Source organism: Amycolatopsis sp. NPDC001319, from assembly GCF_042896185.1.
Classification (GTDB): domain Bacteria; phylum Actinomycetota; class Actinomycetes; order Mycobacteriales; family Pseudonocardiaceae; genus Amycolatopsis.
Genome location: NZ_JBIAWY010000011.1, coordinates 87,186 through 99,428 on the forward strand (window position 1 = coordinate 87,186; position 12,243 = coordinate 99,428).

Here is a 12,243-nt window from a genome sequence, read left to right on the forward strand (position 1 = left end):
GCGTCACCGCCGGGGCCGGGTGCTGCCGACGAGCCACCCGGAGGCGAGCGTGCGCAGCACGAGGAACGTGGCCAGGGCGACGAGCAGGAGCAGCACCGCCGCCGACGCGGACTCGGCGAGCCCCGAGGACAGGAACAGGTTGTAGATCGCCACCGGGGCGGTGGCCGGGTAGTAGGCGAGGATGACGACTGCGCCGAACTCGCTGATCGAGCGGGCGTACACGAGCACCGCGCCGGTCAGGACTCCGCGCCAGGCCAGCGGGAGGCTGACCCGCCGGAACGTCTGGCCCGGCGAGGCGCCGAGGCTTCGGGCGGCACGTTCCACGTTCGGGTCAAGGGCTTCGAACGCGACCCGCGCGCTGTTGACGGCGAACGGCGCGCTGACGAACAGCATCGCCACGATGATCCCGGCTTGCGTGCCGTAGAACGACAATCCGATGGCCTGCGACGGGGCGCCGAGCCAGCCCGTGCGGCCGAACACGAACAGCAGGGCGATCCCGGCGACCGTGTGCGGAACCGCCAGCGGCAGGTCCACGATCGCCTGCACCAGCGCGTGTCCAGGGAACCGCCGCCGGGCCAGCAGGTAGGCGAGCGGGACACCCAGCACCGTCGCGACCACGGCGGTGATCGCGGCGTCCTGAACGCTCAGCACCAGCGCGTCGAGGATCTCGTCGTCGGCCGCGGCGTCCCGGAGACTTCCGGGCGAGGTGGCAGTGACGAGGCCGAGTACGGGCAGCAGGATGAACCCCAGCAGCAGCCCGCTCGCGACCCACAGCCCTGCCGAGAACAACCCGTGCACCCGCCGCGGCGCCGCGCGGCCGACCGTCTCGTTCATTCAGCCCCCGGGCAGCGTGGCCGGCACCGTCTGCGGCCGCACCGACGCGGGCACTTGCGCGCCGTCGGCGACCCCGGCGACCGCCGGGTTGACCACGGTGAACCCGTTGTCGGACATGATCTTCTGACCCGCCGGCGAGAGGACGAACTCGACGAACCTCAGGCCCGCCGTCGCGTTGGGCGCGTTGGTCGGCACGGTCAGCGCGTACACGATCGGCTTGCCCGTCCGTGGCCCTGAGGACGTCGGCACGCTGACCGTCGCGTACGCCGCGGCTTGCGCCGGGTCGGACAGGTCGATCTGGCTGGGCAAGTCCAGGAACCGCAAGTGGTGCTGCAACGCGTCGGACCGGTAGATCCCGAGGTAGTCGATCTGCCCGGTGGAAACCGCCGGTAGCAGCTGCGTTTCGGTGCCGACCATCGTCTCGGGCGGGGAGTTCGCCAGCACCGCGGCCGACAGATTCGGCTGGTGGTAATGGTTCTGTGCCAGCGCGAGCATCTGCAACGTCTGATACCCCGACGGATCGGTGTCCGGATTGGACCGTCCAATCCGGACTCCCGGCTGCGCCAGCACCTGGAACCAGTTGTCCGCCGTCAGGCCGGCGGCACCTTTGCTCTGGTCGGTGTAGGCGAAGGTGATGCGGTTCGAGGCGAACCCGACGTACCAGTTCGCGAACTGCGTGCCGTACATCTTCGACGGGATCAGCGAGTAGTCCGCCACACCCAGCACGTCGACCGGGTTGTGCAGCTCGGTGATGCCCCGCACCACCTCGACGCTCCCGGCGAAGCGCGACTGCACCGTCACACCGGGGTTCTCTGCCTTGAACGCCGCGATCATGGCCGTGAACGGCTTGGCCAACGTGCCCGCCCCGTTCACGATCAACGTGCCGGTGACCGGCACGGCGGAACCACCCGCCGGAGCCGACGGTGCCGGCGGCGGCGACCCACACGCCGCCACCACAGCGGCCACCGCACCGATTGCCAGGAACCTGAGCCCGAAGCCACGTCGCATCGTGCGCCCTCCTGCCGCGTCGCAGAGTGAGCAAGGCTACCGACCGTGAGGTCCGGACGACAGCGCCGAACAGTCCACACTTCACAGTCAGGACACACGCAAGGACGGGAAGGACGGCAGTGAGCTGGTCGACGGAGGTGCTCGCGTTCGTCGCGGGCTTGATCATCTCGACGGTGACCGCTCCCGTCGGCGTGTCCGGCGCCGTCTTCCTCCTGCCCGTGCAGGTCAGCGTCCTGGGCGTCCCGAGCCCGGCGGTCACCCCGACGAACCTGCTGTTCAACGTCGTCGCCGGCCCGGGCGCGCTCATCCGGCACCGCCGCAACGTCCACCTCCGCGGCCCGCTGACCCGGCTGCTGCTGGCCGGTACCGTTCCCGGCGTCGTGATCGGAGCCGTCATCCGCGTGTTCGCGGTGCCCGGCCCCGGCGTGTTCCGGCTCCTGGTCGCGGCCTTCCTGGTTCCCCTCGGCCTGTCGCTTTGCGTTCGCGCGCTGCGTCCGGCCGAGCACCACGCCGATACGCCGCCGTCGCCGCGCGCGACCGTCGCGCTGGCCCTGGTGGTCGGCATCGTGGGCGGGATCTACGGGATCGGTGGCGGCTCGCTCCTCAGCCCGATCCTCGTCAGCCGCGGAGTGCCCGTCGCCACCGCCGCCCCGGCCGCACTCGCCTCCACCTTCGTCACATCACTCGTCGGCGCCACGTCGTTCGCGCTGCTCGCGATGACCTCGACCGGCGACATCGCTCCCGACTGGTTTGTCGGCCTCGCCTGCGGCCTCGGCGGCTTGTTCGGTGGCTACCTCGGCACCCGCTTGCAGCCCCGGCTCCCCGAAACCGGCCTCCGCCTCCTGCTCGGCATCCTCGCCCTGGGCATCGGCGCGCTCTACGTCGTCCAAGCCACGCTCGGCTGAATCCTGGCGCGACCGGAATCCGTCCGGTGCCTGGCCGATCAGGTGTTCGGAGTTTCGACGACCACGGTGGTCGCCTTGATCACCGCGACAGCCACCGAACCCGGCTCGAGGCGAAGTTCCCGCACCGCCTCGGTGCTCATCAAGGAAACCACGCGGTCCCGGCCGCACTGGATCTCGACTTGCGCCATGACGTTGTCGGCGACGATCGAGGTGACCAGCCCGACCAGCCGGTTGCGCGCCGAACTCCCCACGGCAGTCGGGTCGGGAGCGGAGTCGCCCTGGCTGCGAGCGAACTTCGCCAGCTCCCCACCGTCGATCACGGACCGCTTGCCCCGATCCTTGGTCGCGGTGAGCGCCCCGGCGTCGATGTGGCGCCGGATCGTGTCGTCACTCACGCCCAGCAGCCTCGCTGCCTCGGAAATCCGGTACTGCGGCATCCGGGAAGCATAGACGCGAGGCGGCCGGTGGGCATTCGGCACGGAGCCGGGTGACGCGGACTTGGGCGTGAGGGGCGTTTCGCGGCCTGGCTCTTCGAGAATCGGGACCAGGCTACGAAAATTGTCAGAACGCGTGCTCGTGCGTCAGCTCGTGACAGCGTGGTTGTTGTCGCGTTCCGCGGGGCCGTTGTCCGGTGCCGGCTGGGGCGTGCCGGAGTCGGTGACGGTCTTCTTCACGGAATCGAGGATGGCCAGGCCCTGGCCGACGAGGCCGGCCGCGACCTGGCCGAGGCCGTCGGCTCCATTGAGGACGGTGACGTTCGCGCCGCTGAGGCCCGCGGCGGCTTCCTTCACGATCTGGGGCAGCTGCTCGATGAGGAGCCGGTCGAGGGCGACGCGGTTGTGGGACGCGGCGGCCGCGGCCGTGACCTCCGTGGCCTCGGCGTCGGCGCGGGCCATGATGCGGACCTGTTCGGCGCGGGCCTCGGCGGGTTTGACGACCTCGGCAACCAGTTGTTGCTGGCGCAGCAGGGCTTCCCGTTGTGCCAGCTCGGTCCTGGCGTCGATCACCTCGCGTTGGGCCATGGCCTGGGCCAGCGGACCGGCCTGCGCGGCTTCGGCCTGAGCTTTATCGACTTCGGCCTTGTACTGTGCCTGCACGACGGAGGTCTGCCGCGCGTACTCCGCCTGCCGCCGTTGCGATTCCTGCTCCGCCTCGGCCGCGGCCTGGTCCGCGCGGGCCTGGGCGATCTGGGCCTCGCGCTGGATGGCCGCGTTGTGCGGTGCGGCATGGCGGCGATGTAGCCGAGTTTCATGTCGTCGATCGACTGGATCTGCAGGGAATCGATGGTCAGGCCGATTTTCGCCATTTCCGCGGCCGATCCGTCGAGGACCTCGGTCGCGAGTTTCTGGCGCTCGGTGACGATCTCCTCCACGGTCATCGAGCCGACGATCGAACGCAGGTGACCGGCGAAGATACGGCCGGTCAGGACCGACATCTGCTGCTGGTCGGACAGGAACCGCTGGCCGGCGTTGACGATGCTCTCGGTGTCGTTGCCGACCTTGAACGCGATGACCGCGCGGACGTTGAGCGCGATGGCCTGCTTGGTCACGCAGGTTTCGGACACCTCGGCTTCGGACATGCTGAGCGTCAGGAACCGCACTTTCCGGAAGAACGGCATGACGAACGCGCCGTGCCCGGTGACCACCCGGAACGGCGTCTCTCCCGTGCCGCTGCTCTTGCCACCGGAAATGAGCATCGCCTCGTCGGGTGCAGGCACGCGATAACCGAACATCGTCGTTCTCCTAGCTGCTGGTGAAGGGATCCGTCCAGGCGATGACCTCGACGGCACGATGGGGGAGGGATTCGACGACGAGCACGGTCGTGCCCTTCGCGAGCGGCACCTCGGAGTAGGCTCGGTAGGTCTCGGTGCCGCCGCGGATCCGGACCAGGACCTCACCGGGGCCTTCCGGCCCGCGGGTGCCGATGAGCAGCACGCCGGTCCGCCCCTGCGGCGACCGATCGGCGTGCATTACCCGACACCTCCGGACAACTCGGGCGTGGTGTCCCACCTGCTTGGGTCCAGAGCCGGCGGCACCGGTGCGGCACCATGGGAACGATCGGTGAAGTGTCCCACGGCGGCACACCCGCCACCAGGGCACAACTGCGCCACGTCGGCGTCGGAGTTGTTGCGATTCGCGGGGCGCGGGGGGATCGGGGGCTGTGCAAACGTCGGCGGAAGGGGCACGCCGGACACGTTCGGCCAGCTGGCGATGGCGTGGCGCGGGGCTGGTTCCGGTGGGTGGAACGTCGTCGCGCTTGATCGACGGGCTGAGGTGGAACTGTGCGAGTTCGGATCTTGTTTACGCGATCGGTACCGGTTCGGCGGAAACCGTCGCGGGGGTGGCGATCCACTGTGGACCGACTGGCGCCGGCTCGTTGACGAACGGGGGGGTCCGTTGTCAACGAGCCGGTACCTCGGTCAGCGGGCTCGCCGTACTACTTCTTGGCGGCGGCGACCTTCTTGCGCGCCGGGCGCTTGCGGGCCGGCGCCGAGGGCTTGGCGGCTTCGAGCTCGGCCTGCTCGTAGGCACTCACGACGTCGGACGGGATGCGGCCGCGCTCGGAGATCTGGTAGCCGTTTTCGTTGGCCCACGCGCGGATCGTGCGCGAGCGCTCGCGGTCGGCCGGGGTGGCCGCCGTCGGCTGCCCCGCGGCGACGCGCACCTTGCGGCCACCGGTCTTGCGGGCCGCACCGATGTAGCGCGCGAGCTCATCGCGCAGCGCGGCGGCGTTGTCGTCGGACAGGTCGATCTCGTAGCTGACACCGTCGAGTCCGAAGGGGACTGTCTGGGTGGCCGGGCTGCCGTCGATGTCGTCCAGCATTTCGACGAGAACCTTCTGGGCCATGAGTGCTCCTTTGAAATTGGCGTGCATGCTGACCGTGACCAGGCGCACGAATGTGGCGATCGTTTGTGATCGTAGCATCGAATGGTCGGGGAAATGCAGGCACCGAAACTGTCGGGGAAACTCCCGGTGCGGTTGAGGCGGTGTCGCGGGTCAGGAAACGTCGACGGAAGGTGACCAAAAGGTCTCGAACTGCTCCGTCACGCCGTGGTACTGGCCGGCCCGGCGTTGCGCTTCGAGGTCCGCGGAGCTGTCCATTGTGTGATCGGGTTCCGCGTAGCGGGCCGGGTCGAGCTTCTTCCGGTTCTTGCGCGCGAGGTGGCGCGGGGTGCCTTCATGGACGAAAACCGCAGCGATCGCGAGGGCTTTGGCGGCCATCATGCCTCCGCCGGACGGAGTGGGCGGTCCGAGGTAGATCAGCCAGTCGGCCACGTCGCAGACGCGGATGAATTCTTCCTCGGTGCAGTGTGCGGCCCAGTCTGCTGCGGCGTCCTCGCCGTACTGGGCGGTCCACTGCGCGGTCAGCCGTCGAGTTGTGGAGAGCACGAGTGCTCACATTACGGGCACAGGAACAGGTTTACGCCGAGATCGCCGTCTCAGCCGGACGCGACGAGCGCGCAAGCCATTCCGAGGCTCATGCCCGCGCGGGACAACGCGTGGGTTGGGTTCGTGCGCCACGCGGGGACCGTGTGGGCGGCTTCGAGGAGGAACCACGCGGCCGCGGCGAAGGTGATGGGGGTCCACCAGCCGTGGCCCATGGTGGGCATGGTGAGCCACGGGCCGTGGTCGTGTGCGGGATGTGGCATGGCGGTGAGCATGAACAGCATCGCCGTGATGGGGGCGAGGTGGTGGAGGCGGCGGGTCGTGAGGGACCAGCCCAGAGTGAGCAGAAGCACGGCCTGCCAGCCGGCGGCGGGGATGGGGGCGCCGACGGGACAGGTCATGGCGATCATCGCGGAGCAGAGGACGAGTTCGGCCACAGAGTCGGAGCGGGTCGGCCGCCGGAGCGACGACGAGGCGTTGGCGGGCAACGGCGGGTCCGCGGCCGTGGCGGGCGACGGCGGCCCCCGGCGTTGGCGGGCAACGGCGAGCCGCCGGCGTTGGCGGGCAGCGGCGAGCCGCCGGCGTTGGCGGGCAACGGCGGGTCCGCGGCGATGGCGGGCGACGGCGAGCCGCTGGCGTTGGCAGGCAAAGACGAGCCCTCAGCGTCGGCGGGCAACGACGGCCCCACAGTGTTGGCGGGCAACGATGAACCCACGCCACACGACAACGCCTGACCACCGTGGACATCCACTGGAGACTCGCGCCGCCCAGTGACCTCCGCCGGAGCAGCAGGAACCCCACGCCAGAGCTCCGCCAGTGGCACCCACGCCAGCGCGGCGAACGTGGCCGTCAGCAGCCAGGACAGGGACGCCGGCACGAGAGGGACCCCCTTCCACCGGAGGTGATCGAAACGAGTACCCGGTAGACCACGCACAGTCGCGATTCGTGACAACCGGCGGGAAATGCCCCCGGACGAGACAGGAATTGTCGAAAACGAAAGGGCAGACCCGTTGCCCGCCAGGCCCACCGGCCGTGACCTGCGTCTCAAGGGCGCGCGACGTAAGGGAGCCGACGTGAACAGGCCACCTGGTGTTCGTGTTGGCTCAAACAGCCGTGAATAGCGTCCGGGGCGCTGAAGAATTCTCCCTGGAAACCTGAATGGGGTAGACCATGCGCGAAAACCAGGTGGGCCCGAACCGACGGTCCTTCCTGCGCAACGCGGGACTCGCCGGCGTCGGCGCCACGGCGCTGGGTGCGCTCGGCGTCGCACCGGCCCAGGCCGACACCGCGAACACCGCCAACAGAGGCACCGGCAGATGGAACCCGGACGGCGACAGCCTCCAGTTCACCGTCGCCGTGATGCCGGACACCCAGTACCTCTACTGGGGCAGCCAGAACAGCATCAACCCGGAGCCGCAGGAAGCCTCGTTCCGGTACGTGATCGAGAACAGCGGCACGCCGAACAACAACATCGTGTTCATGGCGCACCTCGGTGACGTCACGCAGGACGCCGACGTCACGTCTTTCCAGGCCGTGGACAAGACGTTCAAGATCCTCGACAAGGCGAACGTCGCCTACAGCGTGCTCGCCGGCAACCACGACGTTTCCGGGGACGACACCCGCGGCAACACGCCGTACCTGCAGGCGATGGGCCCGCAGCGCTTCAAGGGCCAGAAGTCGTTCGTCGGCTCGGACGCCAGCGGCTACAACACCGCGCACACGTTCCACGCGGCCGGGCGTGACTGGCTGCTGCTGGCCATGGACTGGCGGACGTCGGCCGCCGGGTTCGCGTGGGCGAACCAGGTCATCAAGGCGCACCCGAAGATGCCGGTGATCCTGACCTGCCACGAGATCGTCGCGCCGACCTACGGCGACGAGGTGTACCCGTACGAGTCGGGCGACCCCGAGAACAACGCCGAGATCACCGACTACGGCCAGACGGTGTGGAACTCGCTGATCAAGGACAACGACCAGATCTTCCTCACGCTCAACGGCCACTACTGGCCCTCGGGCCGCATCACGAAGAAGAACACGGCCGGCAACGACGTGCACCTGCACATCACGAACTACCAGAACCGCTACATGAGCGGTGGCGGCATGCTGCGCCTGTACCACTTCGACCTCGAGCGCAACACCATCGACGTCGAGACGATCTCGCCGTGGATCCTGGAGAAGGACCCGGCCAAGCGCAACCGCCTCGAGGTCATGGAGTCGCGGCTGACCACCGCCGTCGACCGGTTCTCGATGCCGTTCGACTTCGAGCAGCGCTTCTCCGGCTTCATCCCGGTGAAGACGCGCGCGGCTCGCGGGGCCAACAAGGTCCTGCTGCCCGGCACGCTCGCGTATTGGCGCTTCGACGGCAACCACGCCGCCGCCGGCAGCCCGGTCACCACGACCCAGAAGGTCAAGGACCTGTCCGGCAACGGCAACGACCTCACGCTGGCCTCGGTGCCCGGCACCGTTCCCGGCGCGCTGACCTGGTCCGACGACCACCACCCCGACCAGCCGGGCCACGCCAGCCTGCGCTTCGTCGGCGGCAAGAACCCGCTGCACGGCGCGTACCTCACCACCGCGGCGAAGGCGGCGCTGAACACCGAGACGTTCAAGCAGGGCTACACGATCGAGACGTTCGTGAAGATCCCGCGCGACTGGGACGGCGGTAACAACGGCAACATGCCGGTGCTGGTCCGCCGCGGCGCGGCCGGCGACGCGGGCAAGCACGGCAAGAACACCGACCCCAAGGAGCCGGTGGCCCAGCTCATGACCACGAACAACGGTCGTGAACTGCAGTTCAACTGCTACCCGCTCAGCCAGACCTACCCGACCACCAACTGGAGCCACGGCATGCCCGAGGATCAGTGGTGGCACCTCGCGGTGGTCAACGACGGTCACCACACCAAGGCGTACATCGAAAGCTCGCTGGTGGCCGACAACCCGTTCACCGACTCGGTCGGCATCGCCTCGCTCGGCCTCACCTGGCTGCTCGGCGGCCACGAGTACGGCGGCGCGATCGACAACGTGTTCCACGGCTGGATCGGTGACGTCCGCATCGTCAACCGGGCGCTGCGCCTGGACGAGTTCATGACCCACTGATCCGCCGGCAGCGGGTGGTCATCGGCGCCCACCCGCTGTCGTCCGCGGTCAGGAACTCCTTGCGGCGCTGAGGAAAGCTCGAATCAGCGCCTGGTCCTTGACGCCGCGGGAGGACTCGACGCCGCTGGAGACGTCCACTCCCCACGGGCGGACGGTGGCGACGGCGTCGGCCACGTTGTCCGGGGTGAGGCCGCCGGCCAGCAGCCAGTCGCCGTCGGGCGTCTTGGCCGACCAGTCCCACGTCTCGCCGGAGCCGGCGTTGGGGGAGTCGAGCAGGAGCAGGTCTTCGCCGTATTCGCCGACGGCCGGGATCTCTCCGGAGCGCAGTGCCGCGGCCCGGATCAGCCGCACGGGCAGATCGCGCAACGCCGCGAAGTCGGCCGGTGAGTACCCGGAGCCGTGCAGCTGGACGGCCCGGATCCCGGTCTCGGCCACGGCGTCGCGGATCTCCCGCACGGCCACACCCTTGAACACCCCGACCGTGAGCACCTCGCCGGGCACACCGGCCGCGAGCTGCGCCGCCTCGGCGCGGGTGACCTGCCGCGGGCTCTCGCACAGCAGGAACCCCACGGCGTCGGCTCCCGCTTCGACCGCGCACGTCACGTCGGCCGCCGTCTTCAGGCCGCAGATCTTCACGAACACGCCCCGACCCTAACGGTGACGGGCGGGCATCACGCGCGCACTCGCATCACCAACGTGACGGATCGGACACCCGCGTGGCGGCGCGGATGTGATTATGGGTCGACTTCCGCCCGACGAAGGAGCTCGCACGATGGTCACGGCGCACCCCGGTGGATCCGACGACGGCCGGCAGCTGTCCGGGATGACTGCGGCCTCGATCCGGCGCTGGCGCTGGAAGCGGGCGGCCGCCGTCGCCGGAACCGGTTCGGCCAGGTACGCGAAGATCGGCGACTCCATCAGCGCCGGTCAGGGACTCCAGCCCGCCACGCAGTCGCCGCCGGTGGTGATGGGCGGCATGCTGGCGGCCCGGGGCTTCCCGGTGCGGGGCGCCTCGGTGATCCTGAACCCGCGCACCATGACGGCCGATTCCCGGCTGACGTTCACCGGGTCCTGGTCCGAGTTCGCGCCCGGCGCGCTGACCACGTTCGCCTCGTCCGCGACGAGCGGCGGCGCCGTCTCGCTCACCGCTTTCGTCGCGGAGGCCGGCGACTACCTCGCCCGCGTCATCACCACGCTGGACTCGCGCGAGTGCACGATCGCGCTCGACGATGGCGAGCCCGGCCCGATCCGGGTCAGCGGTGCGGCCGGCCTGGCGACGCACCTCGTCGCGCTTCCCAAGCTGGCCGCCGGACGCCACACCGTCACGGTCACCGTGGCCGGCGAGGCCGGTGAGCTGCGCGTCGGCAGCATCGGGCTCGAAGCAGCCGACGGCATCACGATCAGCGACTTCGGCATCTCGATGTCGACCACCGAGGACTGGGTTGCCGGTGGCGCGGCGTATTCGGCGCTGAACCACGTGGTGGCGTGGGCGCCGGACCTCGCCCTGATCGCGTTGATGACGAACGACGCCAACGAGCAGACGTTCATCGCGCCGGACCGGTACGCGGCCAACCTCGACACGATGGTGTCCGCATTGGAGAACATCTGCGACGTCGTCCTCGAGGCCCAGATCCCCGGCGACCCGGACTGGGTCGACCTGTCGCCGTACCGCGACGCCGTGTACGCCGTGGCCAATGCCCACGGCGTCCCGGTGCTCGATCTCTTCGACCGCTGGGGCAGCTACGCCGCCGCCGCGGACGCGGGCCTGATGAACGACGCGTTCCACCCCAACGCGGCCGGTGCGGCCGACATCGCCGCGGCGGAGCTCGAGGTCGTTTCGGCTTGAGTGACGCGGGTGCGCCGGTGCCGTCCGGCCACTCGGTCCGGCCGCACTGATTCGTGACGGTGGCATCGCCGCGCCCGCTTCTCGGGTCCGCTGGACAACGGCGAGCCGGGATGTTGTCCTGAGGGACAACGCACCGGGAGGCGGCATGACAGCAGCGCAGCTCGCGGCCGGCCTGGCCGACGTGTCGCAGCAGGTGCTCGCGTCCAGCGGTGATCCCGACGAGGTCACGCAGGCCTGTACACAGGCGTTGCGGCCGCATCGGCTCGTGGTGCATTCGCGCCGGGCGCGGCTGGCGACCCGGTTGGAGCACCTCTCGGCGGGCCCGATCTCGCTCAACCGCCTGCGCTACGGGGCCGACGTGACGGTCGCGCCCGCCGTGCCCGAAGAGGACAACTTCCTGCTGACGCTGCCCGTCGCCGGGTCCGCGAAGTTCACCTACGGGCGCGACACCGCGGAGCTCGCGCCGGGGCGGCCCGCGATCGTGGGGCCGTACCGGGAGTTCAAGCTGGACATCGACAGCGCGTTCGACCAGCTGATCGTGCGGATGGACCGGCGCTGGGTCGAGAGCACGGCCCGCCGGATCCGCGGGGTCGCGACGGTCGGGCCGGTGGATCTCTCGCTGTCGCTGCCGGAGCAGCCCGCGTTCCTGTACCGGCTGCTGGAGAGCGTGGTCAGCCTGCCGACGCTGGGGCCCAGCGTCGCGCGGCCGGAGGTCGGGCAGCAGCTGGGCGAGCTGGTGATCGAGTCGTTCCTGCTCACGCAGCTGCGCGAGGAGGAAGCCGAACCCGCGCGGGTGCCGTCGGCGCAGGTGCGGCGGGCGATGGAGTACCTGCTCGACCACCTCGCCGAGCCGATCAGCCTGTCGGAGGTCGCGCGGCAGAGCGGGACGAGCCTGCGCAGCCTGCAGGCCGGGTTCCGCCGGGACCTCGACACGACGCCCGGCCAGTGGCTGCGGGGGCAGCGGCTCGACCGGGCCCGCCGGCTGCTGGCGGCGGGTGAGCCGGGGACCACGACCGTGACGGGCGTCGCGGCGGAATGCGGCTACTTCCACCTGGGCGAGTTCGCCACGCAGTTCAAGGCGCGCTTCGGGGTCACGCCGTCGGCCGTGCTGGGCCGCCGCTGACGGTTTGCGCGAATCCGATGCTCGCGCGTCGCTTCGCCGATAGTCCT

14 protein-coding genes are annotated in these 12,243 nt (G+C 69.9%); 4 read left to right on the forward strand and 10 right to left on the reverse strand.

Annotated features, from left to right (window positions below; genetic code table 11):
* Positions 1-3 precede the first annotated feature (3 nt).
* Positions 4-834, reverse strand: coding sequence for an ABC transporter permease (locus tag ACFY1H_RS35845; protein WP_366585683.1), 831 nt, complete (start codon positions 832-834; stop codon positions 4-6).
* On the reverse strand, positions 835-1,842 hold the full coding sequence (locus tag ACFY1H_RS35850) for an extracellular solute-binding protein (RefSeq protein ID WP_386953924.1): 1,008 nt from the start codon (positions 1,840-1,842) through the stop codon (positions 835-837).
* A 119-nt stretch (positions 1,843-1,961) separates the two neighbouring features.
* Between ACFY1H_RS35850 and ACFY1H_RS35855 the strand changes: the two genes are divergently transcribed.
* Positions 1,962-2,747 (forward strand): sulfite exporter TauE/SafE family protein, encoded by a 786-nt coding sequence (locus ACFY1H_RS35855; RefSeq protein WP_366585687.1) that lies wholly within the window; start codon positions 1,962-1,964, stop codon positions 2,745-2,747.
* Between the two features lie 38 nt (positions 2,748-2,785).
* On the opposite strand, the gene ACFY1H_RS35860 is transcribed toward ACFY1H_RS35855, so the two are convergent.
* The 7 genes from ACFY1H_RS35860 to ACFY1H_RS35890 form a co-directional block, all read right to left on the reverse strand.
* On the reverse strand, positions 2,786-3,184 hold the full coding sequence (locus tag ACFY1H_RS35860) for a TOBE domain-containing protein (protein ID WP_366585689.1): 399 nt from the start codon (positions 3,182-3,184) through the stop codon (positions 2,786-2,788).
* 144 nt (positions 3,185-3,328) lie between these two features.
* Positions 3,329-3,769, reverse strand: coding sequence for a hypothetical protein (locus ACFY1H_RS35865; protein WP_386953928.1), 441 nt, complete (start codon positions 3,767-3,769; stop codon positions 3,329-3,331).
* Positions 3,751-4,479 carry a flotillin family protein gene (locus tag ACFY1H_RS35870; protein WP_386953931.1) on the reverse strand — a complete coding sequence of 243 codons (729 nt, stop codon included), beginning with the start codon at positions 4,477-4,479 and terminating at the stop codon, positions 3,751-3,753. Before ACFY1H_RS35870 ends, ACFY1H_RS35865 begins: the two co-directional genes overlap by 19 nt.
* Before the next feature lie 10 nt (positions 4,480-4,489).
* Positions 4,490-4,717 carry a hypothetical protein gene (locus tag ACFY1H_RS35875; protein ID WP_366585693.1) on the reverse strand — a complete coding sequence of 76 codons (228 nt, stop codon included), beginning with the start codon at positions 4,715-4,717 and terminating at the stop codon, positions 4,490-4,492.
* A 466-nt stretch (positions 4,718-5,183) separates the two neighbouring features.
* On the reverse strand, positions 5,184-5,594 hold the full coding sequence (locus ACFY1H_RS35880) for an Lsr2 family protein (RefSeq protein WP_360594053.1): 411 nt from the start codon (positions 5,592-5,594) through the stop codon (positions 5,184-5,186).
* Positions 5,595-5,744: 150 nt separating this feature from the next.
* Positions 5,745-6,137 (reverse strand): hypothetical protein, encoded by a 393-nt coding sequence (locus tag ACFY1H_RS35885; protein ID WP_386953935.1) that lies wholly within the window; start codon positions 6,135-6,137, stop codon positions 5,745-5,747.
* Positions 6,138-6,187: 50 nt separating this feature from the next.
* The gene (locus ACFY1H_RS35890; RefSeq protein ID WP_386953937.1) at positions 6,188-6,571 is read right to left on the reverse strand and encodes a DUF5134 domain-containing protein; all 384 of its coding nucleotides are present in this window, start codon (positions 6,569-6,571) and stop codon (positions 6,188-6,190) included.
* A 733-nt stretch (positions 6,572-7,304) separates the two neighbouring features.
* Between ACFY1H_RS35890 and ACFY1H_RS35895 the strand changes: the two genes are divergently transcribed.
* Positions 7,305-9,227 (forward strand): LamG-like jellyroll fold domain-containing protein, encoded by a 1,923-nt coding sequence (locus ACFY1H_RS35895; RefSeq protein ID WP_386953940.1) that lies wholly within the window; start codon positions 7,305-7,307, stop codon positions 9,225-9,227.
* A 48-nt stretch (positions 9,228-9,275) separates the two neighbouring features.
* Here the strand turns inward: ACFY1H_RS35895 and ACFY1H_RS35900 are convergent, their stop codons facing one another.
* A complete protein-coding gene (locus ACFY1H_RS35900; protein ID WP_366585701.1) occupies positions 9,276-9,869 on the reverse strand; it encodes a phosphoribosylanthranilate isomerase in 594 nt (197 codons plus the stop codon).
* A gap of 130 nt (positions 9,870-9,999) precedes the next feature.
* Between ACFY1H_RS35900 and ACFY1H_RS35905 the strand changes: the two genes are divergently transcribed.
* Both ACFY1H_RS35905 and ACFY1H_RS35910 read left to right on the forward strand, forming a co-directional pair.
* Positions 10,000-11,073 (forward strand): SGNH/GDSL hydrolase family protein, encoded by a 1,074-nt coding sequence (locus ACFY1H_RS35905; protein ID WP_386953942.1) that lies wholly within the window; start codon positions 10,000-10,002, stop codon positions 11,071-11,073.
* A gap of 145 nt (positions 11,074-11,218) precedes the next feature.
* The gene (locus ACFY1H_RS35910) at positions 11,219-12,196 is read left to right on the forward strand and encodes a helix-turn-helix domain-containing protein (protein ID WP_386953945.1); all 978 of its coding nucleotides are present in this window, start codon (positions 11,219-11,221) and stop codon (positions 12,194-12,196) included.
* Positions 12,197-12,243 lie beyond the last annotated feature (47 nt).

Bases quoted from the DNA above. Each gene is read 5' to 3' on its own strand.
- ACFY1H_RS35865 (WP_386953928.1), bottom strand. From the start codon at position 3,769: ATGGCCCAACGCGAGGTGATCGACGCCAGGACCGAGCTGGCACAACGG.
- ACFY1H_RS35845 (WP_366585683.1), bottom strand. From the start codon at position 834: ATGAACGAGACGGTCGGCCGCGCGGCGCCGCGGCGGGTGCACGGGTTG.
- ACFY1H_RS35880 (WP_360594053.1), bottom strand. From the start codon at position 5,594: ATGGCCCAGAAGGTTCTCGTCGAAATGCTGGACGACATCGACGGCAGC.
- ACFY1H_RS35905 (WP_386953942.1), top strand. From the start codon at position 10,000: ATGGTCACGGCGCACCCCGGTGGATCCGACGACGGCCGGCAGCTGTCC.
- ACFY1H_RS35870 (WP_386953931.1), bottom strand. From the start codon at position 4,479: ATGTTCGGTTATCGCGTGCCTGCACCCGACGAGGCGATGCTCATTTCC.
- ACFY1H_RS35895 (WP_386953940.1), top strand. From the start codon at position 7,305: ATGCGCGAAAACCAGGTGGGCCCGAACCGACGGTCCTTCCTGCGCAAC.
- ACFY1H_RS35850 (WP_386953924.1), bottom strand. From the start codon at position 1,842: ATGCGACGTGGCTTCGGGCTCAGGTTCCTGGCAATCGGTGCGGTGGCC.
- ACFY1H_RS35875 (WP_366585693.1), bottom strand. From the start codon at position 4,717: ATGCACGCCGATCGGTCGCCGCAGGGGCGGACCGGCGTGCTGCTCATC.
- ACFY1H_RS35910 (WP_386953945.1), top strand. From the start codon at position 11,219: ATGACAGCAGCGCAGCTCGCGGCCGGCCTGGCCGACGTGTCGCAGCAG.
- ACFY1H_RS35860 (WP_366585689.1), bottom strand. From the start codon at position 3,184: ATGCCGCAGTACCGGATTTCCGAGGCAGCGAGGCTGCTGGGCGTGAGT.